Source organism: Desulfomonile tiedjei (assembly GCA_016212925.1).
Taxonomy (GTDB): Bacteria; Desulfobacterota; Desulfomonilia; order Desulfomonilales; family Desulfomonilaceae; genus JACRDF01.
Genome location: JACRDF010000025.1, coordinates 83,995 through 110,713 on the forward strand (window position 1 = coordinate 83,995; position 26,719 = coordinate 110,713).

Genomic DNA, 26,719 nt, shown 5'->3' on the forward strand with positions numbered 1-26,719 from the left:
GTATGCCAATGGATGATGGCCAAATGAGTACTGATAAGATTGCGAAATCCGGAAGGTTGGCCGATGCGAATGTGGAGCACAATCCCCTTTGACCCGCGCGGTTCTGTCAGTTTCTTTTACGTCGTGTAAAAATGGCTGACAGGTTAACGTGGACTGATTGCCAAGGGTCTTGTCCACACCTCTTCCGAATTTTATAGTGATTCTCAAAAGTTTTCGCGGAATGAAGCCACAGTGGCGCCTGGGCGAACGGCGGCCAATAGGCCGCCCTACGGGAGATGACACCAAGCCTGGGACTACAAACGTAGGGCGGCCTATTGGCCGCCGCAAATTACGGGGCGAGTCAAGATGAAGCCGGCACAGGAATCCGCTAGCCAATCCGTGATTACTTTCGGGAGCCGCTATTACACCCTTTCGAAGTTGAAAATATTGGGTGCCACTGACCTGGGAACCAGGTCAGTGCCGGACACGATGCACATCCGAGTCACTTTTTCAGAGGCGAATCGGTATCACACCAGGGGAGATCTTACCAACAGAGACAAGGCCTCGCGCGAGGTGGCCGCTAGTTGCGGCTCTTCATCCTGAAGGGAAAGAAGTTGGCGGAGGTGATCCGCGGTCCGCAAGATCATCATGGACAGGTCGCCTTCATCCGCAGTCAAGTGGCGGCTCAATTCATCCCATTCGACGTCTTGAGCCCAAAGGTATACTGCGGCCGAGGGCCAGAACAAAATCGGCGGGACCTCAAAGCCTCGCATGACCATGAACTGGGCAACGGGCTTGAGTTTTTTCACCATGCTGCGGAACCTTTTCCACAGCGGCCTCGTGTTTTGCCACAATTCGCGGCTGAGCAGGACTTCCTTATCTTTGTCCACCACAAACGGCGCGATGAGCGCGGCAAGTTCCTCGGGAGTAAGTTTATTGAACTCGCCCTCCCGGATAAGTTCGGCTATGAGCAGCGGGTGGTCCAGTCGAAGGCGCGCGGCCCATCGCCCGTCATAAGTGGGCACACCCTTTTCATCAACATAGTCCAGTTCGCGGAGCAAGCTCAGGTGCTTCCTAAAGCCTTTTATCAGTCGCTTGTGAACCCTGTCCGCCTCTCGACGACTCTCGTGGAATCCGGCGAAAGAGAAACCCAGGAGCCTCTCCACACCCTGCGGATCATGCGAAAGCAGCAGATTGAGGGTCATGGAAAAGTTGACGGCTATCCTGGACTGTAACGGTTCAGGTTCCGACAGAAGCAGCTCCTGCACCAGAGGAATGTTCAGAAATTTTCCGGGGACCACCAAAATGAATCCGGCTTTGTCCATCCCGCGTCGGCCGGCGCGACCGGTCATTTGGTGTATGTCGGTGGCTGACATGTCCACAAAAGAGCGTCCGTTGAACCGATCGCTTTGCAACAAGACCACCGTTCGCGCCGGGAAATTGACGCCCGCTGCGACCGTCGAGGTGGAAAAGATTACCTCGAGGTGTCCCTGGACCATCATCTTCTCGACCAGCAATCGCCACGTAGGAAGCTGGCCCGCGTGGTGAGACCCTGCGCGGGATTCCAGCAGCCGATCGAGCTGGCGGTGGGTTTTCAACTCGGGGTAAGTCTCGACGAGGGCCTTCAGTTCTTTGGAAAAACCCCCGTGGCTGGGCCGTTGAGGAGAGGGCAAGAGCCTGTCCATGGCCTTGTCGCACTCAGATCGGGATTTCAGGAAAACTATCGCGGGCAGCAGATCGAACTCACGAAGGGTCTCCACTATTCCATTTACGTCCGGAAAGCCGGAATCACGGCCTCTTTTACGGCCCTTGTCAGCCTTGGCTTGGGCCGCCGCCGCAGGAAAGAGCCGCTGGCCGCGGAAGAACGGTGTCAGGTCTCCCTCCGGGGTCCTGAAAAGCACGTGCAGAGGCACGGGGCGCTCATCAGAAAAAACCACCGAACAATGAGAGCCTCGGATATGAGACAGCCAGCCCGCCAAAGTCTCCGCGTTGGAAATGGTCGCGGAAAGCAGCAGAATCCTGACGCGGGGAGGGAGATAGATAAGGACCTCTTCCCACACGACTCCTCTGTCGAGATCTCCCAAATAATGGGCCTCGTCGAGAATCACGAGACTTATGTCAAGATCCACCCCCGCCTGCATGGCGTCGTAGAGTTGATTGCGAAGGATCTCCGTTGTGCCGACAATCACCGCCGCGTCGGAATTCTCTTTGCGATCTCCCGTCAGAATCCCGACCCTGTCCCGGCCGAACAACTCCCCGAACTCTCCATATTTTGCGTTGGAAAGCGCCTTTAAAGGTGTGGCATACCAAATCCCCCCCGAGCCGCGGCTAAGGTACTTCTTGGTAGCCTCCAAGGCTATCCAGGTCTTTCCCGAACCGGTTGGCGCGCTGACTACCACATCCTCCATCTGAATTCTTTCCAGAGCCTCAACCTGGAAAGGGTCCGGGATGAACGGAGTCGGTTCGGGCTTCCCAATATCAGCCAACAATTGGGCCGCCTCCCGGTGAAGGGTAGGGGGCCTTTTGTCCTGGACAGGGGCCGGCTTTTCCTTGCGGGCCCCTCGAAAGGAAGCTCGTTTTCTAGGGAATGATTTTTTATTCTTCGTTTTGAATGTCCGTTTTACCTTTCAATAGAATTGACCGAGGATTCGGCCTTCACACCCCTGTGCGTTCCATCAAGTGAGACCCGAGGCATAACCCCTGGTCGAGGGCAGACTGGCTACTCCCAGTGGAGGAGGCGCGCCGTTGGGCACGGCAAAACTACACAGAATAGCAGTTGCCAAAATCCTGGACCTTATCCGATAGTCGTGCTGCAAAAAAATCGGTAGGGTCCAGCGTCCCTGTCACGCCAGGGGCGTGATTGATTTGCGTGGCTATAATCAGCCGGCACGGAGGCCGGCTGCTACCAACTGCCATTATTCGGCTCCGCAATCGAACATAAACTTTTGCAATTGCATTGTCTGCCCAATGCTGTCGGATCCTTCCGCCAAATCAAAAAACCGCAAAATCAATATGTAGCGAATGCTTATATCGATGATCGGTAGGCTTTCATTACGACGGGATTATTGCCAAACCACTCCACCATTTTTGAGAAACCTTGTTCAAATGAATACCGGGGCCTCCATTCTAACTTCTGTTTTATAAGTCCGCTATCGGACACCCATGTTCCGGTATCCCAGATTCGATTTGTCATGGAAGCCCATTTAGGCTCCGTTGTTATGTTGAGCTGTCTCCGCGCGATCGCGACGACCTCCCGGATGCTGGTCTGTACCCCTGTGCCGACGTTGTAAACTACGTCCCGGTCTTGATCCTGGACCATCGCTGCCAGGAGATAAGCCTGCACCACATCGTCCACGTAAACGAAATCGCGAGCGATGTCAGGATCTACAAGCGGCGGCAGTGCGTTTTGCAGACCCTTCAGGACAAGCGTGGGCATAAGGCGCGTGGGCTCTTCATACGGTCCGTAAACTGAATAAAGTCTCAGTGTGGGAATCCTTACTCCGCGGCTTCTCGCAATGTATCCGCAAAGCATGGTTGCAGAGGCCTTGCCCACCGCGTAATAGCTGTTAGGCTCCAGCATTTCGGTTTCCGTGGGAGCATGGTCCTTGAAGCCATATTCCGAGGATGACCCTGTGTTGACGAGAACCTCAAACTCGGTTTCCATACACGCATGAACGAGATTCACAGTCCCCATTAAATTGGTTTCCAGAATCTGCCTTGCATCGCTCTGAGACGAGTACGCGCCGTGTGCAGCCAGATGGAAAACCCATTCCGGCCGAATCCCCTTAATAACGCGGGTGAGCAGGTTCGAGTCCCGCAGGTCCGCCAAATGGACAATCACGTCGTTCAGGATGTCCCTGATTCGCCAATCCGCATGTCGCTCCCGGAGAATGAGATTGACTCTGTGGCCGAGCCCTAGAAGGTGGCGGGCAAGATTGGCCCCCACAAAGCCCGAGGCTCCTGTTATGACGACGTTGGCCATGGATAGAGGCTCCGACACTCGGTTAGAGAAAACTCCCGTAGTCAAAAGTCTCAATGTAGGGCTGAGCCCATGCTTTCACTGCTTCGATCTCTTCCTTGGACAACTCATGGGCCGTAGCCTTATTAGCCTCCGGCGAAGCTCTTCGGATAGTGCCCCAGGGATAGACCTCTTCCAAGGCTTCACCGTTCCATGTGGGCCGCTGCAAAGAGCTTTCAGCTCGAAGACCCAGCTTGGAACACACTTCTCCCAAGGCCCGCTGCGGATCGGCAACCACGTCCTCAAAGCGCACCAGGTGAACTCGGTCCGGGTTGAGCTTATGATTCATCAACGCGTGATACTGAGTGGTGACCCAGGCCGTCAAATATCGCTCCAAGGACATTGGGACGGGCCGTTTCTTGGTGTCGGCATAAGCTGACCACGGATTGCGGACTACGTGAAGTACATGTGCATGAGGCAAATCTTGCAGGATTTTGTCCGCGTCCACCGCGATAATAGGGCTGTACCCCACATAGAACTGTTCCTCGCCGGAACGTTTATAATCCTTCCACGCGTCGAAAGTAGCGCGGAAAAACGCGGCCACATTGCCGCCCCTGGACCGGCCGGTTTGATTCACGTATTTCACGAAGAGATCGCACCGTTCCTCGTCGCTCAAATCAAAGGGCATGTGCTGGAACTTGCTCACAAGCGGCGTGCGTGCGCGGACCTTGCACTCTTCGTCGATGATGGCTTTGTAGTCCTGAAAAGGCGTGGCAGCAAGATCAAAAACAGGCCAACGGTATTTCACAGGAAACATGGAAGTGAGATGGTCATGCACCAGATGGCTCCCCACCTGTGATTCAAAGGGATAAACGTACATCTGGGGATGGCCGTCCAAGAACCGGTGAACCGTGTTGCCACCGTTTTCGTACATAGCCGAAAGCATTAGAAACCGAAATTCCATCAATCCTCCTGTAAATCCTCGACCTGAAATGAATAGAAGAGCAATTTTTCTCTATGGTTCGCGGTATCGCTCCCTACACTAAATGGCAGGCCCTTGGCGAAACCCCGAGGCAGCCAGTCCACTGAAAAGATCTGGCTTCCAAAAGGCCAGAAGATGCTCCCCAACAGCCGTCCCGTGGCTGTATCAATCGCGTGAACGCCGCACCGGCTGGAATCCACATCCAGGCCCGGAGCGTACTGCCTGAAACGCGGCAGTACGCGGGACGTGCCGACGAACATCGTGTTTTTGCTGAAACAGAGTCCTCTCGTCCATCCGGGCAAGCCGGATACCGGGCGGAACTTTTCTCCCTCGATGAAACCGACCTCTCCGTAACCACTGTTGTCCACCCAGATCTCACCTTTGTAAAATCGCGCGGAGTGAGGTCGCGTAAGGTCGCGAGCTACGGGCTCCCTTGACTCTCCGGAGAAGATCACGCCTCTGCGGTCCACAGGGAAATCAGGATCTCCCGGCCGGAGGTCGGTGACCTCGTCTGTTGACGCGGAGAAGAACGAGGACTCCAAATTATCGCCCGCTGCAATGGAGTTCAGTTGGAGATGGTTTTGGCCAAACACCGGCCCGTCATCGGTTTCAATGCACCGGGGCCACCAAACCCGTTCGTGTCTGCCTGAGGCGTGCAGTCTGACTACAGCGTTCTGTCCGACCGAATTGGCATGGAGTTCCCCGCCCACCATGGCCAGATCGTGAATGTAAAGACACCCCGGCAGAATTCGTGTGCGGACAGGGACCAGCAGCTTGTCTTCCAATCGCGTTTCCGGCACGTCGAGACGAGACATCAATCCATTCAACGGCGCAAAGTCGAATATCTGATTCGGATTGCGCGTGCTCGCTACATGAACCACCCCATTTTCGCGATCAACCGCCAGTCCTGAAGGATGAGGTAGCCTCATTAGCGACGTGACCGGACCCGCGGATTCGTCCGTGCTCATGCCAAGCAGAAGATGTTCGTATTCCCGAGTTACAAGCAGGGTTATGTCAAGATCGTGTAGGGTTTCCCACCACTTCCCCTGTGTCTCGAATTCCAGAAGCCGCCGGTCGACACTCCGAGCCCCTTGCCAGTAAGCGACGATCTCCGCGGGATCACGAAATTCTTCGTTTTGGCGCTCCCACATGGCTTCCCGCTCGCCATCCCGGTCCGGCTTGCTCAATTTTCAGACCCTCGGTCAGGGTTCTGATCGCTCGCGGTCGAGCGCCACATTCGAAACGCCCCCCAATACATTCTAACGGCCGAGGCCCAGTTAGTGGTGGATTCTCCGCCGTGCCGCACGGTGGAGACTATGGGCACTTCGAGGATTTGAAGCCCGAGTTGCTTGCACCTGACAATGAATTCCAGGTCCACCAGATCGCCGTTTTCTTTCAGATCGAGACTATCCAATGTATCTCGGCTGAAAACCTTCGGGGTCCCGTTCACATCCCAAACAGGGAGATCGAATAGGTTTCTGCACTGAACATTGTAGAACACCGATCCCATTCTCCTCACGAACGGGTGGCGAAGCCTACGGTTAGCCTTGATCACCAGGCCCGGATTAGCCAATCCCAGCATGATGTGGAGAGCCAGGGCGTATGAACTGGTGCGCGCCGAGTTCGTGTAACACAGTATTTCTCCACTTGACGCGGCAAAGCCGGCCTTCAGCGCTCTCCCCCATCCGGGCAGATCGTTGTGTAGGACCTTTAGCAGCGGATACGAACCGGTTAGAGACTCGCAGCGTTCCAGAGAGCCGTCTCGGCTTGCATTGACCACAAGTATGATCTCGATCGACTGTTTCAAGTTGTCAAGAGCGGCCAAGTAGTTTTTGACAATGTGTTCGATGTGATCCGCCTGGTTATAGACCGGTAGGACAACTGAGACGTGCGGGGTTTCAATCATTCTCCAAACTCTTTGAGCGCATTTACCACGCTGTCTGATATACTCCGGGCCGAAAGACCGTTTACCTCCCGCAGGCAAGCCTCTCCGCCGCATGTTGCCGAGGGCGGCGTCCGGACACCGCATCTGAAGACCCGGCCGCAAGTTCCGTTTTCTGCCGCAATCTCAGCAACAAGGGAACCGAGACCTCCATCCACGTAGTGCTCCTCCACAGTCACCACCAGCGGAAAACGTTTCAGCATCCGGTGAATGTCCTCTACAGGCGCGGGCCTCAGAGAAGACACGACCGACACATTGGCCTGAATTCCTTTTCGGGAAAGAATGTCGGATGCTTTGATGGCTTCAGCGGCTATGCTGCCAAGCACAAGAATCAGAACATCGTCGCCGTCCCTGACCGTTTCGATTCTCCCCAGCCTGAATCGCCCGCCCAAGCCGGGAAGCACATAGTCGTCCCTCTTGCCAATACGGTAGTAAATAGGCCCCGGTAGATCGTACGTCGCTCGTATGGCAGCGGATGCCTGCTCGTGATCGGCAGGGGCTACCACGGTCAGGCCGGGCTGGACTCGGGCTATGGTCAGGTCCTCCAGAGCGTGATGCGTGATACCCGCGTGCCCATATTCAAAACCGCCTCCCACGCCGATAATGCGCACCGGAAGTTTGTGAAGTATCGGTCCGTTGCGTATCTGCTCGTAACCCCTCATGGAAGCGAAGGTAGCGATCGAATAGACGTAAGGAACGTAGCCCGACGCTGCAAGACCGGTCGCAAGGCCGATCATGTTCGCTTCGGCCACTCCAACATTGAAAAACCGGGTGGGATGCGCCTCTGAAAACTCCTCCAAAACCATGAAGCCCAGGTCTGCCGTCAAAAGCAAAATTCGTGGATCGGATCGGGCAATCTCGGTGAGCGCCCTCGTGCAGGCAAGTCTCATGACTCACTTGCCTCCAGTTCCTTTAGGGCCTGGGCATACAAATCATCGGAGAGCGGCAGGTAATGCCATTCCACTTTGCCCTCCATGAAGGAAACGCCTTTTCCGCTAATCGTATTGGCTATGAGGACATTTGGAGGCCCGTCCGCGGTTTCCAAACCTGCCAGTGTTTGCCTCAACTCAGCGGGGTTGTGCCCATCAATTTCATGGACCTTCCAGCCGAAAGCGCGCCATTTTTCGCCAAGGGGATGCAAGTCAATCACGTCTTTGGTTTTTCCCAGCGCCTGCTGCCCGTTGTTGTCCACGATGGCCACAAGATTGGCAAGCTTGTGGTGGGCTGCAAACATTACCGTTTCCCACAGGGAGCCCTCGTTGCACTCTGCATCGCTGACCAGGACGAAGGCCCTGTAGGGCCGGCCGCTAAGCCGCGAGGCCAGGGCCACCCCCGCGCCGAAGGCTAATCCGTGGCCCAGGGAGCCCGTGGAAAAATCAATGCCGTCCAACTGATGCTCGGGATGTACTCCCAGCAAGCTCCCGTCGCAACAATAAGTCTGCACCTGATCGGGCTGCAGGATGCCTTTGAGGTGAAGCGCCGCATAAAGCGCCAAGGCCGAATGGCCTTTGGAAAGTACAAACCGGTCGCGATCCGACGCGTCCGTTCCTGGAAGGCGCAACCCATGCTCGAAGAGTACCGCGATGATATCAGCCACGGACAGAGCGGAACCTATGTGCCCTACGTTTGCCCGTTTTGACTCTTCGATGATGATCTGCCGTATCTTTCGTGGAGTAACGGCCTGACTGCTTACTGTTATTTTCCGGGCGCTCTCTGGCACTGGCTGAAGATGCTCCTTCAGAGATTGGTGAAATTAGACAGGATCTTGAGCCCATGGTCCTGGCTCTTTTCGGGATGGAACTGAACGGCAAAAACATTTTCCTTGGCGATAGCACAAGTGAAGGTTATCCCGTATTCGGATTCCGCGGCCACATCTGAAGGATCTTCGGGCGCGACGTAATACGAGTGGACAAAATAGAAAAAAGAGCCGTTTTCAATATCTTTAAAAATGGGGGCCTCCTTGCGGAAGAAGACCTGGTTCCATCCCATATGCGGGATTTTGAGGCCCATGCTGTGGTCAAAGGCTTTCACTTTTCCGGGAACCAGCTTGAGCCCTTCGTGCCGTCCAAATTCCTCGGATTCATCGAACAAGAGCTGTAACCCGAGGCAGATGCCCAGGAATGGCCTTCCTGATTCCATGAACTCCAGGATCGGGTCCACGAGGTTCAAACGAGTCAAGTTCCTCATGCATTCCGGAAATGCACCGACGCCCGGCAGTACCAGTCGTCCGGCATTTTTTATCTCGTCCGGGTCCCGGGAGATGACAGCGCGGCCCCCGACTTTCTCGAAGCCTTTCTGCACGCTACGCAAATTGCCCATGCCGTAATCAACTACTACAATCATTAATACAAACTCTATTCCAGAATCCCCTTGGTCGAAGGGATGCCTTTCACTTTGGGGTCTATTTCCACAGCCTCTCTTAACGCTCTTCCCAGCGCCTTGAAAATAGCTTCAGCCGCGTGATGCGGATTCTCCGCGGTGTGAACCGAAGCATGCATGGTTATTCCCGCTCGATCCGACAGGGCCTGCAGGAACACGGGCACAAGATCCATGGCAAAATCGCCCGCGGAGCGATCTGCAAGCGGGTTGGAAAAGACCAGCAAGGCTCGGCCGGAAAGGTCAAGTGTCACGGAAGCCAATGCCTCGTCCATTGGTACAGTGGCAGCGCCGTACCGCCTAATTCCGCCTTTGTCAGCGAGGGCTTTTCGCAACGCATCGCCAAGACAGAGCCCCACGTCTTCCACGGTATGGTGATGATCAACATGGAGGTCGCCTTTGGCGGATATCTCGAGGTCAAAGATGCCGTGGCGGGCAACATGATCCAGCATATGATCGAAAAAACCGATGCCTGTGGAAATGGACCGTTTCCCCGTTCCATCAAGAGTCAGGTTGACTTTGACCCTGGTTTCGGATGTCTTGCGTGTTATTTCAGCAGTTCTCATGATAGTTCAACTTTGCGTATGGCAGTGGTGCGGAGGATCATTAAGAATGACAACGAAGAATGACCGCGGCGATAACGTGTCAGTGGCATTTCCGCTGACGATTCAGAGTATTTCGTCCTTCTCTCTGCGTATATCGGCCCCCAACATCGAAAGCTTCTCCTCGATTCGCTCATAGCCCCTGTCCAAATGGTACACCCGGTGGATTTCAGTCACCCCTTCAGCAGCCAAGCCGGCGAGAATCAACGATGCGCTGGCTCGCAGGTCCGTTGCCTGGACGTGGGCTCCGGAAAGCTTTTCCACACCGTCGACTTGGGCCGTTCTCCCCGATACCCTTATGCGAGCCCCCATCCGGACCAATTCCTGCACGTGCATAAAACGGTTCTCGAATACGTTTTCGGTAATTCGGCACCGAGAATCAGCCAATGACATCAAAGCCATGTACTGAGCTTGAAAATCGGTGGCGAATCCCGGGAACGGGTCGGTTTCCACGTCCCGGCTCTTGACCCTGCCGTTGGAAATCACGCGAATTTCGTCTTCGCCGACCTCCAATCGCAGCCCCGCCTCATCCAGAAGCTCCAAAAGCTTTCCAAGATGGGAAGGGACGCATCCTCGGACCAGAAGGTCCCCGCGCGTTATGGCCCCTGCCATGAGGTATGTCCCGGCCTCAATGCGGTCGGGCATTACCGGATGGACGATTCCGTGCAGTTCTTCTCTCCCGTCTATGATCAGGGTTTCCGTTCCTGCTCCATCCACACTGCCGCCCATTCGATTTATAAAATGGGCCAATTCCGTCACCTCGGGTTCCACCGCGCAATTCCGGAGGATCGTAGTTCCCTTTGCCAGCGCCGCGGCCATCATTAGGTTTTCGGTTCCCGTGACGGTCTTCATGTCGAAGGTGATATCAGCCCCTTTGAGCCTTCCCGCGCGAGCCAGGATGTAGCCGTTTTCCAAATCTATGGTGGCGCCCATCGCCTCAAGACCTTTAAGATGCTGATCAATCGGTCTGGCGCCGATCGCGCAACCGCCGGGAAGACTCACGTCGGCCCTGCCTTCCCGTGCCATGAGCGGCCCTAAGACCATGACCGAAGCCCGCATGGTCTTCACAAGCTCGTACGGAGCGATATGATCCGTGATGTTGCAGGCTTTTATCCTGACCGTGCCGGAGGTAAAGTCGTCAAGCTGAGCGCCGAGCTGCAAGAGAAGCTGTTTTGCGGTGAGAATATCCCTCAGCGCCGGCACTCTGTGCAAGGTCATCTCATCTCTGGTTAGCAGACAGGCGCACATGATCGGCAGCGCGGCATTCTTGGAACCGCTTATTTCCACCGTTCCTTTTAGAGGCGCCCCGCCTCGGATGACCATCTTCTCCATGGCGCTAATTCCTCACGGCTTTGACCGGTCTCGTTGGCTTGAGCAAGCCGTTGCACTCGAATAGCCAAATTCCCATTTGCTTGTGCCACAGCAGGTCAAGGCCTGTCCCGTCGCTGTATACCACCAACAAGGCGAAGGCGCAATAGGTTGAGATCGCTTAGGCTCGAAAGGGGATGTTGGGGCTCTGCGAAGGCTTTTGATGGGAAGCCGGACCAAACGGACCGTAAAGTTGGTGGACATTTGTGTCAAGCTAATTGGCAGACCATAAATAGGGCAACAATTGTGCCATTTTCAGCACAGACTCGGCAGCCTCTCTCCATACCGCTCATTGCGTGCCGGGACGAGCTTGGTGCATCTCTTGCATCGTCATATGGGCGATTTCAACAACGCAGGGTAACAGTATAACACGGATCATCCTGAGGCGTAACGCGCTGATATGGGTATTTTCTTTGCGGAGGGGCGTGGCAGGGTAGAGGTCTGCCAGCAGGCGCCCTGATGCGTTGAAGACTTTTTGTTTTGGGTTTTATTCGCTGCATTAAAAATGGAAAGGAGACGATTCGATGACAAAACCTGAAATAGTGTCCCTGATTTCGGAACGAGCGGACATCACGAAGAAGGCTGCCGCAACGGTACTGGACACCATCGTGCAGACGATTCACTCTTCACTGAAAACAAATAAAGGGAGGATCCGCATCTCGGATCTGGGGACTTTCAGAGTGATCGAGATGAATCCTCGCAAAGGGGTCAATCCTCGCACAGGGAAGAAGATGACTATTCCAGCCATGAGACTGCCTCGATTCACCGCGGCGAAGGCTCTCAAAGAGATTGTAAAGGGGAAAAAATAGTTGCCAGCGGCAACTCGATGTGGGATGCTGTGAAGTCGCAAAACCTCATTAAGACAAAGTGACGATTGTAAGCTTTCCTCGGGCTTCGGACCGATGGAGAACTTATGTGCGTGAGGGCATGGTTGGAGGAGGGGATGCTCACGTCTAGAGGACTTTTCGGCTCATGCGTTGTCTTGTTTCTTGTGCTGGGCCTCCTCGGCTCGTCCTGGTCCATGAGTCCGCGATATATGCTGTACGGTCGGGCCCGCCTTGTCGCGGTGGAAGCTCCTAACTTGCTGAGGCTTAAAATGCTCGAGCAAGACCGAGTCGTCACCGTGCGGCTGCTGGGGGTAGGCTCGCCACGCAACAGGGACAGAATCAAGGGCCTGGACCACCAGGTGCTGTCCTACATTAGAAGAAACGACATTTGGGAGACGGCCCGAGATTTTGTCCGGTCCCTGCTGGATGGCAAGTCCGCGGAGGTCTGGATAAGAAAATGGGATAGGCTCGACGACAAGAATAGACTGTTGGCTTACGTCCTGGTTCCCGGTATCTCGGGCGAGCCGATTGATGTAAACGCGGAAATAATCAAAAAGGGCCTGGGCTTTGTCACCAGGGATTACGTTCACGTCACCTTTGTGGACTACAAGGGCCTTGAAAACGAAGCCAGGAGCAACCGCCGAGGCCTGTGGGGCGCGCTTTCGGAGGGTCGTATAACGTCCCTGCCCCATCAGGACCACGGTTCTCAAATGGATAACAGATAGTTAACCGGTCGGCGCCGCGCAATGAAGGTGGCGCCACCGTTCCATCCCAAGGGCCTGTCCTTCAAAGTGTAGGGCAGGCCATTAAGCCCGGTTCTCGGAACCCAGGGCCCGCTTTGCTGCCTCAAGCAAGAAAGCCGACCTGGACATTTTGTGCCGCTTTGCATAGTCGTCAATAGCTTCCAAATCGTTCTCCGGAAGTGTGATATTGACTCGTTTGGTCTTGGTGTCCGGGACAGTAACAAGGAATGGCACAGCGTGATCATTGGCCGGATCAGCCATAATCTCGTCAAGGGAACTCGGTTCGGGGATGGGGTCTCCGTCCTCAAGCATTCCTTTGATATGGAATTTCAGAGCCTCTGATGCCCTCTTGTTAGCCTCGTCCAAAGTCTTTCCCGCAGTAATGCACCCTGGGAAGTCAGGAAAATCCACGCCAAAGTCGCTATCTTTTTCCTTCCGAAGCAATGCTATAGAGGTTCCCATCTCATTCCTTCCGTTTCAGAGTCTTGATATCCTCTATCAGAGTCAGCCCTGATTGCCTTTTGATGCCGGCCAAGGTCCCATCCGGGATGTCTTTGACCGGCCTTGGGTATCGTGTTATTGTTTTCATAAATGGAGGTGTGAAATCATGAGCCTCGAAGTTACCCCTGAAATTGAGGAAATAGTCCATACCTTATTTCGCACCGGCCAGTACGAGAGCGAATCTCAAATAATCCATGAGGCCTTGAATTTGCTCCGGAAGCGTGATCAACTCCGTCTGGACATCAAACAAGGGCTCTCGGAGATTGAAAGCGGCGAAAGCATCGAAGGGGATGAAGTCTTGCATGAACTCGAAGAAAGGGCCGGACAGATCTCCAAAGCCAAACAATGAGCAGACTTTACTTCTCTCCGTCAGCTCGGGGAGACCTTAACCGTATTCTTGATCATATCGCACAGGACGACCCATCTGCTGCAATAAACTTTGTGAAAAGGATCAAAGACGTCTGCATTCGAATTGCTCGTTTCCCGAAAATTGGGCCCGTTCGAGATGATCTTGCCCCCGAATTGCGATGCTTTCCTGTCAAGACTTACATCGTTTTCTATCGAGCGGGCAAAAAACGGGTGGACATTGTTCGAGTGTTGCACGGTTCCAGAGACTACTCCACTCTCTTGAAATAATAACTTTGTACACGGGGGAACCGCACGCCACCGCGTCCGTGTCGCGAAGCGACAGGTGGAATCGTTGCATCAGCGAAAGTGCAAGAAACACTGCTGGACAAGCCAGCAGTGCACTCCCGGGCCGGGAATTCAAATCGAGGTAATTTTCTGACCGATCAGACCGAAGCGAATGGTCTATTTTCTGCGTTCCTCTTTGACCTCTTCGTATTCCGCGTCGACCACGTCCTCATCGGGTTTGGCTGAGGCTTGAGGTCCACCCGGGCCTGCGCCTGCTCCGGCTGCTCCCGCCCCAGGCCCGGCTCCTTCTGCTCCGGCAGCCTGCTGGTACATGGCTTCCGCAAGCTTGTGCGAGGCCTGTTGCAGCTCTTCCAGGGTTCGTTTGATCTCTTCGGTATCGGAGCCTTCCATAGCCGTCTTGACCCGGCCCAGCGCGGCTTCGATCGCGCTTTTGGTAGCGGCATCCACCTTGTCGCCGTGCTCCTTAAGGGTCTTCTCGGTCATATAGACCATGGAATCGGCCTGGTTGCGCGCTTCCACCAGATCGCGCTTCTTCCTGTCTTCTTCAGCGTGAGATTCCGCGTCACGGACCATGTTCTGGATCTCTTCTTCGGATAGCCCGCTGGAGGCTGTGATCTTGATGGATTGCTCCCTGCCGGTTCCAAGGTCCTTGGCTGAGACATGGACGATTCCGTTGGCGTCGATGTCGAACGTGACCTCGATCTGCGGGACACCTCTAGGCGCGGGAGGAATACCCACAAGCTCGAAACGCCCCAGGGTCTTGTTATTTCCCGCCATCTGCCTTTCGCCTTGTAGCACGTGAATCGACACGGACGGTTGATTGTCCGAAGCGGTCGAGAATATCTGGCTCTTTCGAGTGGGAATTGTCGTGTTTTTCTCAATCAGACGAGTGAAGACACCGCCAAGAGTTTCGATTCCGAGCGACAGCGGGGTCACGTCCAGAAGGAGCACGTCCTTGACGTCGCCCTTGAGGACCGCGCCCTGGATGGCCGCACCGATGGCCACTACTTCGTCAGGGTTGACCCCCCTATGCGGCTCCTTGCCGAAAAGCTCTTTCACCTTTGCTTGAACCGCAGGCATGCGCGTCATGCCACCGACCAGAATCACCTCGTCGATCTGGTTGGTGCCCAGCCCCGCGTCTTTCAACGCGGTCCGGCAAGGGCCGACCGTTTTCTCGATCAGTTCGTTTACCAGGCCCTCGAGTTTGGAGCGATTAAGCTTCATGGTGAGATGTTTGGGCCCGGACGCGTCAGCCGTAATAAACGGAAGGTTGATGTCCGTCTCCATGGACGAACTCAGCTCTATCTTGGCCTTTTCCGCGGCTTCTTTGAGTCGCTGCAAGGCCATCTTGTCGTTTCGCAGGTCAATGCCCTGATCTTTTTTGAACTCCGCGGCCAGGTAATCCATTACCCGCAAATCGAAGTCTTCCCCTCCGAGATGGGTGTCACCATTGGTCGCTTTGACTTCAAAGACTCCCTCACCGATTTCCAGAATCGATATGTCAAAGGTGCCGCCCCCGAGGTCGAATACGGCTATCTTTTCGTCTTTCTTCTTGTCCAGGCCGTAAGCCAATGAAGCGGCAGTAGGCTCGTTGATGATCCGAAGAACATTCAAGCCCGCGATTCGACCTGCGTCCTTGGTAGCCTGTCGCTGGGAATCATTAAAGTAGGCAGGAACCGTGACCACAGCATCAGTCACGTCTTCACCTAGATAGTCGACCGCGGTCTGTTTCATTTTCTGGAGGATCATTGCGGATATCTCTGCGGGAGAGTATTCCTTTCCTCGAACTTTGACGTACGCATCACCTCCCTTTCCGTCGACGATCTGGTAGGGAAGAATTTTGATGTCTCCCTGGACTTCCGGGGCAGTGAATTTTCGCCCGATCAGCCGTTTGATCGCGAAAAGGGTGTTCTCCGGGTTAGTAATTGCCTGCCTTTTGGCAACCTGCCCCACGAGGCGTTCACCCGAATCCGCAAATGCAACCATGGAAGGCGTGGTTCGGCCACCTTCCGAATTGGGCATCACCACCGGGTCCCCGCCTTCCATAACAGCTACACAAGAGTTCGTGGTTCCCAAATCAATCCCGATTACTTTGCCGGCCATCTTTTCCTCCTACCCGTTATTTCTTAAGTTTATTCCTTTTTCGTGACATCACTGAGTCCCGGCGACCGAGACCACGACCTTGGCGGGCCTCAGCAGGCGGTCTTGATACATGTAACCTTTTTCCAGTTCCTGTACCACCACGTTCGGTGGCATGCCCTCGGCGGGGCTGCGCGCGATGGCTTCATGCAAATGCGGATCGAACGCTTCGCCCAAAGCCTTGATCTCCTTGACGCCGTATCTTTCCAGGACTTCGCGGAACATCCCTACTACCAGACAGACACCCTCTGTCAAAGAATCCGAACGCCCGCTCTCTTCACAATGGGCCAGAGCCCGCTCCATGTTGTCCAGAACCGGAAGAAAGTCTCTGAGGAGTTCTTCGTTACGATACTTGAGGAGGTTACTCCTTTCCTGCAAGGCTCGTTTCTTATAATTCTCAAGGTCGGCTACAGAGCGAATCCATCGATCACGGTTCTCCTCGGCCTCTCTTTTCGCCGCTTCCAGCGGGTCCGCTTCGGCTTCAGGCCCTTTCTCCCCGGGCTCTCGTGTCCCGGAAACTTTCATGGGTTCGGTCTTTTTATGCTCCTCGAGGGCCGTTTCCCTTTCCCGGCCCGATGGTCCGGTTTCAGATAAAGTAATGATCTTTACTTTGTTGACGTCTTGTTCTGTCACCTTCACCTCCCGGAAAGCCGGTTATCTTTTCGCGGGAATCGTCCGGAAGGGTCTTCCGGGTCGCAAGCGTAAATACACCTTGAAAATGCTCCAAAGGCCTTGTTTCAGACGGTTTCCGCATCCGATGAGGTCTGTTGAATCCGCGTGAGGCAAGCCTGTCTCAACCTAAATTATACCAATGATACTCGGGGCTTACCTGCTAACGCAGTCTACCAATACATTTGGACACAGCGGCCCCTCTTGTCAAGGGGACCTGCGCCGCCAGGAACCCAAGAAAGGTGGTCAACCACCTGCGTGTTGAGAAATGAGCGCGGGCTGGAGGAGAATATTGCGGAGACGAGAGTGCCAGGTGCGGCCCTCTTATCGTTTGGCGGCCCGAACGCAGCAGCGTGCAGGCCGCCTCGTGCTATTCTTTGCTGGTTTGGTTTCTGTCCTGATAGAAATCGAGTAGGCCTTTCTTGATTTGGTAGGACCGGTCAGACAGAGACACCTTGTAGATGTGAGGATTGGTGAAGCGCTTGTACTCAGGCTCCAGGCTGCCAATGTCCTTTGCAGCCCTCGCTTTGACCTCCTCTAGACTGGGAGGCTGATAGACCTGTCTGCCGTCAAGAAAGATCGGGACCATAAGCTCTGCCGCAGAGTAGGGCGGCCTGTAGGTCTTTTTCATGTAATCGTACATGGGATGATGAGCACGTACGAACTCGCCTGACGGGATCGGTTCATCCTCTTGAGCCAGAAGGTCGCCGATCATCCGATCATTGCCGTTGTAGAAACGGATGATTTTTTTCACTCCCGGATTGGTTACCTTTTGGGGATTTTGCGAGATCTTGATCTTGGGCAAAAGCTTTCCGTCACCTTTATCCGCGGCCATCAGCTTGTACACCACTCCAAGGGCCGGGGTCTGATAGGAAGTGATCAGGCGGGTACCTACGCACCAGATGTCTATTTGTGCTCCCTGGTCTCGGAGACTCTCTATCAGCCATTCATCGAGATCGCTGCTGGCCAGGATCTTCACGTCCGGGAAACCTGCGGCATTCAGTATTCGGCGAGCGGCTTTGGAGTAATAAGCCAGGTCCCCGCTGTCGATCCGAATCCCCATAAGACGCTTTCCTGCTTTTCTCATCTCTTCTGCTACTTCAGCGGCCTTGCGTACCCCTTCCAGCGTATCGTACGTGTCGACCAGGAATACCGAATTGTCAGGGAAAACCTCGGCAAACCCTCTAAAAGAATCAATCTCCTCGTCAAAGCTCTCCACCCAGCTATGAGCGTGCGTTCCTTTCGCAGGGATGCCGAAGAGCTTGCCTGCTTTCGTGTTGGACGTTCCTGCGCATCCTCCGATGTATGCGGCCCTCGCGCCGTAGAGCGCGGCCTGCACACCGTGAGCCCGGCGAGTACCGAAGTCGATAACGGGCGCGCCTTTCGTCGCGATGCACAGTCTGGCCGCTTTTGTAGCTATAAGAGTTTGATGGCCCACCAGCGCGAGCATGGTGGTTTCCAAAATCTGTGCTTGTGGAATAGGAGCGACCACTCGTATGAGCGGTTCGTTGGGAAACACCACGCTGCCCTCTGGCACGGCCCAGATATCACCGGTGAACTCTATGCCCGAAGCCAATTGATCGAGGGCTTCAGGAGAGAAGACGCCCGTGCGTGCCAAATACTCGATGTCGTCAGGATAGATGCCCAAGTTGTTGACATAATTGATGACGCTCTCCAGGCCTGCAAACACGCAAAACGCGCCGTCATCGGGATTCTGGCGGTAATACAGATCGAAACACGCACGCTGGTTTTTCTTGCCCAGGCTACGGTAACCGGCCACCATGGTCAGTTCGTAAAGGTCCGTGTCGAGCGTGTAGTTCCCGCACCTCAGGCCCTCCATAGCTCGTTCCGCGTCAATCATTCCCAGTTGCTGTCCGGATTCGGAATCAACCAGCTCGACCACGTTCAGCGTCTGTCCTGTGGAGGCGTCGCGAAGAATCGGCTTCATGACTTCGCCTCTCTTTTTTGCCTTTCGAAAAAACGCTTGAAGGCTTCTTCGTAAGGGTTAGAGGCAACTCCCCATTCAGTGACAATACCGTGAATAAGATCGTGTGGAGTGACATCAAAAGCTATGTTCCGGACATTTATCCCTTCGGGAGCTATCCTGACTCCGCACAGATGTGTAACTTCTTTTGGGTCGCGTTCCTCTATGGGGATAAGGCTGCCGGAAGAAAGCGACATGTCTATAGTGGAAAGAGGAGCGGCAACGTAGAATGGGATTTTGTGGTAATTCGCCAGAACGGCCACCGAGTAAGTCCCTATCTTGTTGGCTGCATCTCCGTTGGCCGCGATTCGGTCCGCGCCCACAATCGCCTTCTGGATTTCTCCCCTTTGCATGAGCGCTCCGGCCGTGTTATCAGGGATCAAGGTGACCGGGATACCCAACTTCTTCAGTTCCCAGGCCGTGATTCGTGAGCCCTGGTTTAAGGGCCTGGTTTCGTCCGACACTACCGTGATCCGCTTTCCCTGCTCAAAGGCAGCTCTGATCACTCCCAGGGCCGTCCCGTATCCTGCCGTGGCCAGCCCCCCGGCGTTACAATGGGTCAGAACGGTATCGCCGTCATTCAACAGATCGCTTCCGGCCGAGCCGATGCGCTCGCACAGCGCCCGATCCTCCTGCTCCATCAACACCGCAGTTTCTGCCAGGAGCCGTTTTAGTTCGGAAATGGGCAGGTCGGCGGAAACTCGGCGCAAGGCTTTGATTCGGTCCACGGCCCAAAACAAATTGACCGCGGTCGGTCGAGTGGCAGCTATCTGATCGCATACTTCGCCAAATAGCCTATCGAACGCCTCGCGGTCACTGTCAGGCCCTTCGAGCATGCCCAATGCTATGCCCATGGCCGCTGCGATACCGATGGCCGGCGCGCCTCTTACCGCAAGACGTCTGATCGCGTCACACATCTCGTCCACGGTCCGGATCTCTATGTATTTGTCTTCTTGAGGAAGAAGGGTTTGATCCAACAGCCTTATGTGATCGCCTTTCCACTCAATGGTCCTGAATGGGTCTGACAATGGTCCTCCTGTAATGCGAATGTGCCTTCAAGCAGGAAATCCTAAAAACCGACCTTTTGGAGTAATCCCGTTGACCGAGGGATTTCCTGCAAATCCTACGTTTGAAAACACATCGGTATCATGGAATAGGCCTGATTTCGCCGGTCTCCGGCGCAGACCTTCACCCTACCGATAGCCTTCGAAATAGTCAATCCCCCGGTTTTTGGCGGAGCGCGGGGTCGGCCGTCTTGAGGCTTTTAACTAAAAATAGTTTTAAAATTATAAATTTATACCAATTATCTAAAATAATACTTGAGAAATTATGGAGATCTTGGTATAGAATAAACAAAAAACGAGAGGGTCTCCATGAACCCCAGATCACTCATAATCCCCCTTGCAATTTGTTCCCTCGTGTTAATCTTGGCAGCCGGCCCCGCGTATCCGGACAGGACCCTGTACTTGAATGTGTGCCAGGAACTGGTAAACCAGGCGCGCAGTTACGAAGCCAGGGCCTCGTTCCACAATAGTGTTTCCAAGGGCTACCAAATGCAAATCGAGAACATGTCCAAACAGCCCAAAAACCAGGGCACCATAAGCGCGATGGACAGCCTGTTTTCGCAGTACGATCAGAACCGGCTCCTGGAGATAAAGTTCAGAGAGCTGTACCGACAGACTAGCGAAGAAGCCGAAAGATGCATGAAGCGGGTGGATTGAACCTGCTTCCGACATCCCAAAAAGGCCAAGCGCGGGCCGGTTCCTCCTGTCAGGACCGGCCTGTTTTTTTTTCGCGGGAGACAAGCTCCATGCCGTGCCATTGCACCCCTCATTCTCTCCGGCGAAAATGCACTCTACAATCTTCTCGACGTCTCCGCGCAGCTAAACAGACACCCTTGCACGCGATCCTCCTATGCTTTCGGGAATCCCTTTGATATATATGTCAGAAATGACTACCTCTGTACGAGAACAGCAATGGATGACCTTCGAGGTCGCCCTTGATCCCTGCATGGTGGATGGGGTTGCCAACTTCTTTCATGAGCATCAGGCCAGCGGCGTGGTCCTGGACGAGATAGACGCGGAAAGAAGCCTTGTGACAGCGTATCTGCCACAAGACAGGTGGCAGGCCGTGTTGGTAGAATTGAAGGCTTTTCTCCACCATCTGCGCGAGATCTTTCCCGATGCGAGGGAACCCGAAGCGAGAACGGCTCCCCTCAAGTCCGAGAACTGGGCCATAGCCTGGCAGGTTAATTTCAAGCCGCTCCCCATAGGACGCAAATTGCTTGTCACACCGCCGTGGATCAAGCCGGAGCCGTACGGGCGCGTTACCATTATCATTGAGCCCGCGGAAGCATTCGGCACGGGAACTCACGAGACCACCCAGGGGTGTCTGGAGTTATTGGAAGAAGCGACCGACGAGTATAACGAGGCCGGGGAGAGCTTCACCGTGCTTGACGTGGGCTGCGGTTCGGGAATTCTGGCAATTGCCGCGGCCAAACTGGGAGCCAAAGAAGTCAGGGCCGTGGATAATGATCCGGTGGCGGTAGAGGCTGCTCGGAAGAACGTCGCTCTTAATGATGTGGGTAAAAAAGTTCGACTTGACTGTCTTTCGGTTCAAGAACTGAAGGAACCCGCGGACATTGTGGCAGCCAACCTGGACCCCATGACTCTGAGAGGGAGCAAGGCTCAACTCTTCCACCTGTTCACCCGTTATCTCATAATTTCCGGGGTCCCTGTCGAGGAGTGGGAAAACATTAAGGCAGAATTCCTTAACCGAGGCATATCCCTGAAGAAAGAGATCGTCCGATCCGAGTGGGGCAGCGGGTTGTTTGGGCGGTGATCGGGGAGCCCCTTTTTGTAGGCACGTTTGCTCAGCCTGTCACTCTGGTTCCCAGGCTCTGCCTGGGAACCCATGCCGTCCGGGCTCCGCCCGGACACTGCCGAGTTTGGTTAGGACAGTTGTCTCTGGAATCAAGGGCTCGCGACCACGCCGCTCTTGGAAGCAGAGCCTGGGAACGAGGAACAGACCCAATTTACGACTAAGCCAGTAGAAGTAGCCTCCCAATGGCAACCGCGAACAAAAGAGCGCTCGCAAGGACTGGAATCTTCCCCGCCCTTTGCATTTTTCTCTGGGCGACCTCCGCGTTCTTGGTCCATGAGTTGCCGGTGGCGAGATTCGCTGTGCCGTATCCGACCCCCTTCAGATTGTTTTGCCACTTGATTATTCCAGTCTCTGCGTCCAGACAGTATAGCCTACCTACGGTGTGAGCGAAGATACTCCCATTGTCCAAGGCGATAGTAACGAAAGAATCTCCGAACCAATTCCAACTGGGCAAACTTCTTCGCCAGACTACCTCCCCTGTTTCGCGATCAAGTGCAAGCACCTGAGCCTTGAGTCCCACGTACAGGAATTCATTCATTTCCGTGTCCCCCTCCATACCTCAGCGATTCGTAACGCCTCATCGAAATCCAAACGATTCCGGGATAGGCCTTTGGGACAGTCTTTCTTTTCCACGACTTCATCCCGAATGAATTTGGTAAAAAGAATTTCCCTTTTTCTTACGCAAGAAAGCGTGCCCCGCCACGAATCATCGTTTCAATAAGAGATGAAAGACGAATAGGACCGCGCCCACGCTGAGCGCGGAATCTGCCACGTTGAACGCAGGCCAGTGCAGGTCTCCCCAATGAACGTCGATGAAGTCGATAACCTCACCGAAACGTACCCGATCCACCAGATTTCCCAGCGCTCCGCCAAAAAACAACGAATATGCCAGCAGCAAGTAAGAATCCATGTCCTTGGAGAAGGCCACTACTAACGCAATTATTACCAGCACAACTACGGAAACGACGATAAAAAAAAGTGACCGGAACTCCCACGCGGAGCCCGCCATCATGCCGAAGGCCGCGCCGGGATTTCTCGCGTGAACCAAATCCAGTACCCCGGGGATCAGCTCAATTGCTCGGTTAAGTGGAATTCGAGAGAAGACCAGAAACTTGGTGACCTGATCGGCAATTAGAAGGAGACAGGCTATTGACCCCAGAAAGGTGAGTCTATTTATCCGACTAACTTGTAACTCTGCCATCCAAAACACCCTGATTGTCCAGTATGATGCATCCAAAATCGGCTTACATGTGCAGGGCAGTCCGTGCCCGCCCTGAGAAGTAAAATTGTTCCCGAAGGGCTGTGTGCGTCGTCCCGGCGAAAGCCGGGACCCAGTTTCCTCTAGATTCCGGCTTTCGCCGGAATGACGGGTCGTCGCCCATGCAAATCGGACAGCAATTTTGGCAAGTCACATATGGCGGAAACTTTTCTTGTGTAAGAAAGTTTCCGCGTGCCTCTTTCAAAGAAAGCAACGTCTTGTGCCGCTGGGTTCCCTCCGCTAACAGCGGGGGGAACCCAGCGGCCATGATGTGAAAGTTTTTGGCGAGGGGTTCGGGGAGGCCCTTTTTACAAAAAGGGCCTCCCCGAAATATTCTTATCCTTCCTCGACTTGGATGCCCGATTCTCTCAGCACTCCCGCGCATCTTTGGCAAACGTGCGGGTAGTCTTTGTCCGACCCCACGTCGGAAGTCCAAAGCCAGCAGCGGGGGCACTTGTCTCCTTCGACTCTGAATACCTGGACTCGTACGCCGGCCAGTCGGTCTTCTTCTTGAGCTTCCGCGGTTGCGGCAGCCACAGTGTCCACGTCGAGGTGCGACACGATGAAAAAACCTTCGGGATCTTCAAGCTTGCTCATGGCGTCAATGATCTTGGGCGGGGCTTCAATGAGCACACGTGCTTCCAAAGAGGACCCAATAAGCTTTGCCGCTCGCGCCTGTTCCAGCACTCGAGACACTTCCTGGCGGAGCGCCAACATCGTCTCCCATCGGTCGCTTTCTTCTTCCGTCAATTTGACTCCGGCAATAGGTTCCGGGAACCCGGTCAGATGGACGCTTTCGGGCTTGGTATCGGAGGCTTGAAAACTTGCCCAAACTTCTTCCGCGGTGAACGTTAGAATGGGGGCCATGAGCCTGACCAGACTGGACAGGATGTGATGGAGAGCTGTCTGCGCGGACCGCCTGAGCCTGCCGTCCGACCTTTCCACATAAAGCCTGTCCTTCAAGATGTCCAGGTAAAGGGAAGACAGATCAACCGTGCAATAGTTGTAGAGCGTGTGAAATACAATATGGAATTCAAATTCATCGTAAGCCTTGCAGACCCGTTCGATGACTCTATTCAATCTGTCCAGCGCGAACCGATCCAGGTCCCTCATCTGATCGACCGGGACCATGTGCTCGTCGGCATTGAAGTCCGCGAGGTTGCCCAACAAAAAGCGGCAAGTGTTCCGAATGCGTCGATATGCTTCGGACAGCCGTTCGAGAATCTCCGGTGAGATCCGGATATCGTCCCGATAGTCTTCCGCGGAGACCCACAGCCGCAAAATATCACCGCCATATTTGTTGATGATTTCCTGAGGCTGAATCACGTTACCCAAGGACTTGGACATCTTTTTGCCCTGGCCGTCTACCACAAATCCGTGGGTGAGCACGTTTCGGTACGGCGCTCCCCCACGCGTGCCGACGGAGGTGAGCAGAGCGCTGTGGAACCAGCCGCGATGCTGATCACTACCCTCAAGGTACATTTGAGTGGGATAATTCAGATTCGGGCGTTTTTCGCAAACAGCTGCCCAGCTGACTCCCGAGTCGAACCAGACATCCAGGATGTCCGTTTCCTTTATGAGGGACGAACTCTTGCACGAAGGGCAAGTCAGGCCCGCGGGCGCGAGGTCCTCGACATCGGACCCAAACCATACATCCGCGCCTTTTTCTTCAAAGAGCCGAGCGGCCTTTTCGAACAACTCCGGCGGGGCCACAATGTCGTCGCATTCAGCGCATCGCATGGCCGTAATGGGAACACCCCAGCTTCTCTGGCGTGAAATGCACCAGTCGGGCCGATGCTCGATCATGCCGTAAATCCTGTCCCGTCCCCATTTGGGTATCCATTTCACGGTGTCGATGGCGCTAAGCGCGTCTCGCCGCAGCCCGGTACGTTCCATGGAAATGAACCACTGATGGGTCGCTCTGAAGATCACGGGCTGCTTGCAGCGCCAGCAGTGCGGATAGCTGTGCTCCATTTTTTCTTCGGCCATGAGGGCTCCGAGTTCCTTGAGCTTGGCGCTGACATCCTTATTCGCGTCGAAAACGAACTTGCCCGTAAAGAATTCGGCCTCATCAGTGAAGCGCCCGTGATCGTCAACCGGCGCGTAAACTTCGATGCCGTACTTCAGCCCGACTTCGTAGTCTTCTTGCCCGTGGCCGGGCGCGATGTGAACCGCGCCTGTGCCGGTGTCCAGCGTCACGAACGGGGCCAGGATCAATTGTGATTCTCTGTCATAGATGGGGTGAGTGGCCTTGAGGCCTTCGAGCAAACTGCCCGGAAAGGTGGCCAGCACTCGATAATTATTGATGCCGAATGCATCCATGTTAATCGCGACGAGCCGTTCGGCGAGGATGTACACATCGTCGCCGGCTTCCACAGCCGCGTAGGATTCATCAGGATGCACAGCGATGGCCAGGTTCGCCGGAATGGTCCAAGGCGTGGTGGTCCAGATAAGCATGTAAACACGCTTGCCTTTGACTTCCGGAATTCGTGCGGAAAAGTCCTCCCTCGCGGGGAATCGCACGTAAATGGACGGTGAAGAAGAATCCATGTACTCCACTTCAGCTTCCGCAAGCGCTGTTACGCAGGACGCGCACCAGTACACGGGTTTCTTGCCGCGATAAACCGATCCCGCCGCGAAGAATTTCCCCAACTCCCGTACGATCGTAGCCTGATATGGATAGGCCATGGTCAGGTAAGGGTCTTCCCACTCGCCGAAAACTCCGAGGCGCTTGAACTCCTCTCTCTGGATATCGATGAACTTCTCCGCGTAAGCTCTGCACTGCTGCCTTATCTGCACGCTGGTCATTTGCGCCTTTTTGTCGCCAAGCTCCTTGTCCACCTGATGCTCAATCGGCAGGCCGTGACAATCCCATCCGGGCACGTAGTCCGAGTCATACCCTGCCATGAACTTGGATTTGACAATCATGTCCTTCAGGATCTTATTCAGAGCCGTCCCCAAATGTATGTGGCCATTGGCGTACGGAGGGCCGTCATGGAGAATGTATTTATCCCGACCTTTGCTGACCTCAAGGATCTTCCTGTAAATATTCTGTGATTCCCAGGCATTGAGCATATCGGGCTCGCGCTTGGGCAAGTTCGCTTTCATGGGAAACGAAGTTTTAGGTAAATTCAACGTATCCTTGTAATCCATAACAATGCCCTCCAAGGTGCCGGGGGTGTGGTAAGAAGAAGAATCGTTTCCGGGGGAAACTTTTTTGCAAATCCCGCGAAACGCGGGACCCCGGACCCCCTTCAAAAAACTCCCGTATCTTTTTTCACGAGTCGCCTTGCCTCTCTCGGGGTCTTACTGGCCCGGCGTGTGGTCCTTGATCGAAACATATTAAACTACCAGCGGAGGCCTGAAAGTCAACCCAAATGACGAAAAGGTAGTGACTGTTCAGTCTTATGGGGGTAGAAGGGATTCTGAGCCCTGGAGGGGCGTACCAATGGTAGCCACGGGTGTAACCCGTGGACCGGAAGCTCTGCCACAGCCCTGAATCACCAACCCTGGAGGGGTCGCCCAATCCCGAAGTCCAACTCACATTCTGGTCGACCCCTCCAGGGTCGGTGATCCAAATGATGGTATGGACCATTCTCCACGGGCTTACGAAACTGTCTCAAAACCCTGAAATGGACGGAATTTAGAGTAGGGGCGCTTCGAGAAGCGCCCTGATTTCGGGCGGTTCCCGAACCGCCCCTACCGACGATACGGTGAAATTGCCAGTTTTGAGACAGTTTCTTACGCCCGTGGCTACTGTTGGGCTACCCCTTCGGGGCATGGGAGACGCTCCCGCACGTAAGTGAATGATTACAAAAGGTGCGGCGGATTCACCAAACTCTGCTGTTGAAAAA

General features: G+C 54.6%; 24 protein-coding genes. 6 read left to right on the forward strand and 18 right to left on the reverse strand.

Features of this window, described 5'->3' with window-relative positions:
- Nucleotides 1–506: 506 nt before the first annotated feature.
- From HY913_10925 to murA, 10 genes are all read right to left on the reverse strand, one after another.
- Nucleotides 507–2,468: a DEAD/DEAH box helicase gene (locus tag HY913_10925; protein ID MBI4963777.1), complete on the reverse strand. Its 1,962-nt coding sequence runs from the start codon at nucleotides 2,466–2,468 to the stop codon at nucleotides 507–509.
- Between the two features lie 536 nt (nucleotides 2,469–3,004).
- Entirely contained in the window at nucleotides 3,005–3,961 is a 957-nt protein-coding gene (locus HY913_10930; GenBank protein MBI4963778.1) for a GDP-mannose 4,6-dehydratase, read from the reverse strand.
- Between the two features lie 22 nt (nucleotides 3,962–3,983).
- Nucleotides 3,984–4,901 (reverse strand): sulfotransferase, encoded by a 918-nt coding sequence (locus HY913_10935; protein MBI4963779.1) that lies wholly within the window; start codon nucleotides 4,899–4,901, stop codon nucleotides 3,984–3,986.
- Nucleotides 4,901–6,106: a DUF4915 domain-containing protein gene (locus HY913_10940; protein ID MBI4963780.1), complete on the reverse strand. Its 1,206-nt coding sequence runs from the start codon at nucleotides 6,104–6,106 to the stop codon at nucleotides 4,901–4,903. The genes HY913_10935 and HY913_10940 overlap by 1 nt, the downstream gene beginning before the upstream one ends.
- Nucleotides 6,103–6,825: a glycosyltransferase gene (locus HY913_10945; GenBank protein MBI4963781.1), complete on the reverse strand. Its 723-nt coding sequence runs from the start codon at nucleotides 6,823–6,825 to the stop codon at nucleotides 6,103–6,105. Before HY913_10945 ends, HY913_10940 begins: the two co-directional genes overlap by 4 nt.
- On the reverse strand, nucleotides 6,822–7,751 hold the full coding sequence (locus tag HY913_10950; protein MBI4963782.1) for a 1-deoxy-D-xylulose-5-phosphate synthase: 930 nt from the start codon (nucleotides 7,749–7,751) through the stop codon (nucleotides 6,822–6,824). Before HY913_10950 ends, HY913_10945 begins: the two co-directional genes overlap by 4 nt.
- Nucleotides 7,748–8,581: a transketolase gene (locus HY913_10955; GenBank protein ID MBI4963783.1), complete on the reverse strand. Its 834-nt coding sequence runs from the start codon at nucleotides 8,579–8,581 to the stop codon at nucleotides 7,748–7,750. Before HY913_10955 ends, HY913_10950 begins: the two co-directional genes overlap by 4 nt.
- A 17-nt stretch (nucleotides 8,582–8,598) precedes the next feature.
- Nucleotides 8,599–9,204: an imidazole glycerol phosphate synthase subunit HisH gene (gene hisH / locus HY913_10960; GenBank protein MBI4963784.1), complete on the reverse strand. Its 606-nt coding sequence runs from the start codon at nucleotides 9,202–9,204 to the stop codon at nucleotides 8,599–8,601.
- Nucleotides 9,205–9,215: 11 nt separating this feature from the next.
- Nucleotides 9,216–9,803 (reverse strand): imidazoleglycerol-phosphate dehydratase HisB, encoded by a 588-nt coding sequence (hisB, locus tag HY913_10965; GenBank protein MBI4963785.1) that lies wholly within the window; start codon nucleotides 9,801–9,803, stop codon nucleotides 9,216–9,218.
- Nucleotides 9,804–9,905: 102 nt separating this feature from the next.
- Entirely contained in the window at nucleotides 9,906–11,171 is a 1,266-nt protein-coding gene (murA, locus tag HY913_10970) for a UDP-N-acetylglucosamine 1-carboxyvinyltransferase (protein MBI4963786.1), read from the reverse strand.
- Nucleotides 11,172–11,731: 560 nt separating this feature from the next.
- On the opposite strand from murA, the gene HY913_10975 reads away from it, so the two are divergent.
- Both HY913_10975 and HY913_10980 read left to right on the forward strand, forming a co-directional pair.
- A complete protein-coding gene (locus HY913_10975; protein ID MBI4963787.1) occupies nucleotides 11,732–12,016 on the forward strand; it encodes an HU family DNA-binding protein in 285 nt (94 codons plus the stop codon).
- A 134-nt stretch (nucleotides 12,017–12,150) separates the two neighbouring features.
- Nucleotides 12,151–12,759: a thermonuclease family protein gene (locus HY913_10980; protein MBI4963788.1), complete on the forward strand. Its 609-nt coding sequence runs from the start codon at nucleotides 12,151–12,153 to the stop codon at nucleotides 12,757–12,759.
- Between the two features lie 81 nt (nucleotides 12,760–12,840).
- Here the strand turns inward: HY913_10980 and HY913_10985 are convergent, their stop codons facing one another.
- Nucleotides 12,841–13,239 carry a type II toxin-antitoxin system HicB family antitoxin gene (locus HY913_10985; protein MBI4963789.1) on the reverse strand — a complete coding sequence of 133 codons (399 nt, stop codon included), beginning with the start codon at nucleotides 13,237–13,239 and terminating at the stop codon, nucleotides 12,841–12,843.
- 145 nt (nucleotides 13,240–13,384) lie between these two features.
- On the opposite strand from HY913_10985, the gene HY913_10990 reads away from it, so the two are divergent.
- Together HY913_10990 and HY913_10995 are read left to right on the forward strand one after the other, a co-directional pair.
- The gene (locus HY913_10990; GenBank protein ID MBI4963790.1) at nucleotides 13,385–13,627 is read left to right on the forward strand and encodes a type II toxin-antitoxin system ParD family antitoxin; all 243 of its coding nucleotides are present in this window, start codon (nucleotides 13,385–13,387) and stop codon (nucleotides 13,625–13,627) included.
- Entirely contained in the window at nucleotides 13,624–13,914 is a 291-nt protein-coding gene (locus HY913_10995) for a type II toxin-antitoxin system RelE/ParE family toxin (protein MBI4963791.1), read from the forward strand. Before HY913_10990 ends, HY913_10995 begins: the two co-directional genes overlap by 4 nt.
- 174 nt (nucleotides 13,915–14,088) lie before the next feature.
- On the opposite strand, the gene dnaK is transcribed toward HY913_10995, so the two are convergent.
- The 4 genes from dnaK to mtnA all read right to left on the reverse strand — a co-directional run bounded on the left by dnaK (nucleotide 14,089) and on the right by mtnA (nucleotide 19,752).
- A complete protein-coding gene (dnaK, locus tag HY913_11000; GenBank protein ID MBI4963792.1) occupies nucleotides 14,089–16,035 on the reverse strand; it encodes a molecular chaperone DnaK in 1,947 nt (648 codons plus the stop codon).
- A gap of 48 nt (nucleotides 16,036–16,083) precedes the next feature.
- Nucleotides 16,084–16,704, reverse strand: a complete 621-nt coding sequence (grpE, locus tag HY913_11005) for a nucleotide exchange factor GrpE (GenBank protein ID MBI4963793.1) — start codon at nucleotides 16,702–16,704, stop codon at nucleotides 16,084–16,086.
- A gap of 406 nt (nucleotides 16,705–17,110) precedes the next feature.
- Nucleotides 17,111–18,688 carry a nicotinate phosphoribosyltransferase gene (locus tag HY913_11010; GenBank protein ID MBI4963794.1) on the reverse strand — a complete coding sequence of 526 codons (1,578 nt, stop codon included), beginning with the start codon at nucleotides 18,686–18,688 and terminating at the stop codon, nucleotides 17,111–17,113.
- Nucleotides 18,685–19,752 carry an S-methyl-5-thioribose-1-phosphate isomerase gene (gene mtnA / locus HY913_11015; GenBank protein ID MBI4963795.1) on the reverse strand — a complete coding sequence of 356 codons (1,068 nt, stop codon included), beginning with the start codon at nucleotides 19,750–19,752 and terminating at the stop codon, nucleotides 18,685–18,687. The genes HY913_11010 and mtnA overlap by 4 nt, the downstream gene beginning before the upstream one ends.
- Before the next feature lie 345 nt (nucleotides 19,753–20,097).
- On the opposite strand from mtnA, the gene HY913_11020 reads away from it, so the two are divergent.
- Complete coding sequence (locus tag HY913_11020) at nucleotides 20,098–20,445, forward strand: hypothetical protein (protein MBI4963796.1); 348 nt, start codon at nucleotides 20,098–20,100, stop codon at nucleotides 20,443–20,445.
- Between the two features lie 229 nt (nucleotides 20,446–20,674).
- Nucleotides 20,675–21,565, forward strand: coding sequence for a 50S ribosomal protein L11 methyltransferase (locus tag HY913_11025; protein ID MBI4963797.1), 891 nt, complete (start codon nucleotides 20,675–20,677; stop codon nucleotides 21,563–21,565).
- Between the two features lie 199 nt (nucleotides 21,566–21,764).
- Here HY913_11025 and HY913_11030 read toward each other — a convergent pair whose 3' ends face one another.
- The 3 genes from HY913_11030 to ileS all read right to left on the reverse strand — a co-directional run bounded on the left by HY913_11030 (nucleotide 21,765) and on the right by ileS (nucleotide 26,018).
- Nucleotides 21,765–22,145, reverse strand: a complete 381-nt coding sequence (locus HY913_11030) for a PQQ-binding-like beta-propeller repeat protein (protein MBI4963798.1) — start codon at nucleotides 22,143–22,145, stop codon at nucleotides 21,765–21,767.
- 168 nt (nucleotides 22,146–22,313) lie between these two features.
- Entirely contained in the window at nucleotides 22,314–22,808 is a 495-nt protein-coding gene (lspA, locus tag HY913_11035) for a signal peptidase II (GenBank protein MBI4963799.1), read from the reverse strand.
- A gap of 393 nt (nucleotides 22,809–23,201) precedes the next feature.
- Nucleotides 23,202–26,018, reverse strand: coding sequence for an isoleucine--tRNA ligase (ileS, locus tag HY913_11040; GenBank protein MBI4963800.1), 2,817 nt, complete (start codon nucleotides 26,016–26,018; stop codon nucleotides 23,202–23,204).
- Between the last annotated feature and the right edge of the window lie 701 nt (nucleotides 26,019–26,719).

Excerpts from the sequence above, each read along its gene's own strand:
- HY913_10930 (MBI4963778.1), bottom strand. The coding sequence starts at position 3,961 with ATGGCCAACGTCGTCATAACAGGAGCCTCGGGCTTTGTGGGGGCCAAT.
- HY913_10935 (MBI4963779.1), bottom strand. The coding sequence starts at position 4,901 with ATGGAATTTCGGTTTCTAATGCTTTCGGCTATGTACGAAAACGGTGGC.
- HY913_10945 (MBI4963781.1), bottom strand. The coding sequence starts at position 6,825 with ATGATTGAAACCCCGCACGTCTCAGTTGTCCTACCGGTCTATAACCAG.
- HY913_10950 (MBI4963782.1), bottom strand. The coding sequence starts at position 7,751 with ATGAGACTTGCCTGCACGAGGGCGCTCACCGAGATTGCCCGATCCGAT.
- hisH (MBI4963784.1), bottom strand. The coding sequence starts at position 9,204 with ATGATTGTAGTAGTTGATTACGGCATGGGCAATTTGCGTAGCGTGCAG.
- hisB (MBI4963785.1), bottom strand. The coding sequence starts at position 9,803 with ATGAGAACTGCTGAAATAACACGCAAGACATCCGAAACCAGGGTCAAA.
- murA (MBI4963786.1), bottom strand. The coding sequence starts at position 11,171 with ATGGAGAAGATGGTCATCCGAGGCGGGGCGCCTCTAAAAGGAACGGTG.
- HY913_10975 (MBI4963787.1), top strand. The coding sequence starts at position 11,732 with ATGACAAAACCTGAAATAGTGTCCCTGATTTCGGAACGAGCGGACATC.
- HY913_10980 (MBI4963788.1), top strand. The coding sequence starts at position 12,151 with ATGCTCACGTCTAGAGGACTTTTCGGCTCATGCGTTGTCTTGTTTCTT.
- HY913_10985 (MBI4963789.1), bottom strand. The coding sequence starts at position 13,239 with ATGGGAACCTCTATAGCATTGCTTCGGAAGGAAAAAGATAGCGACTTT.
- HY913_10990 (MBI4963790.1), top strand. The coding sequence starts at position 13,385 with ATGAGCCTCGAAGTTACCCCTGAAATTGAGGAAATAGTCCATACCTTA.
- HY913_10995 (MBI4963791.1), top strand. The coding sequence starts at position 13,624 with ATGAGCAGACTTTACTTCTCTCCGTCAGCTCGGGGAGACCTTAACCGT.
- dnaK (MBI4963792.1), bottom strand. The coding sequence starts at position 16,035 with ATGGCCGGCAAAGTAATCGGGATTGATTTGGGAACCACGAACTCTTGT.
- HY913_11010 (MBI4963794.1), bottom strand. The coding sequence starts at position 18,688 with ATGAAGCCGATTCTTCGCGACGCCTCCACAGGACAGACGCTGAACGTG.
- HY913_11020 (MBI4963796.1), top strand. The coding sequence starts at position 20,098 with ATGAACCCCAGATCACTCATAATCCCCCTTGCAATTTGTTCCCTCGTG.
- HY913_11025 (MBI4963797.1), top strand. The coding sequence starts at position 20,675 with ATGACTACCTCTGTACGAGAACAGCAATGGATGACCTTCGAGGTCGCC.
- HY913_11030 (MBI4963798.1), bottom strand. The coding sequence starts at position 22,145 with ATGAATGAATTCCTGTACGTGGGACTCAAGGCTCAGGTGCTTGCACTT.
- lspA (MBI4963799.1), bottom strand. The coding sequence starts at position 22,808 with ATGGCAGAGTTACAAGTTAGTCGGATAAATAGACTCACCTTTCTGGGG.
- ileS (MBI4963800.1), bottom strand. The coding sequence starts at position 26,018 with ATGGATTACAAGGATACGTTGAATTTACCTAAAACTTCGTTTCCCATG.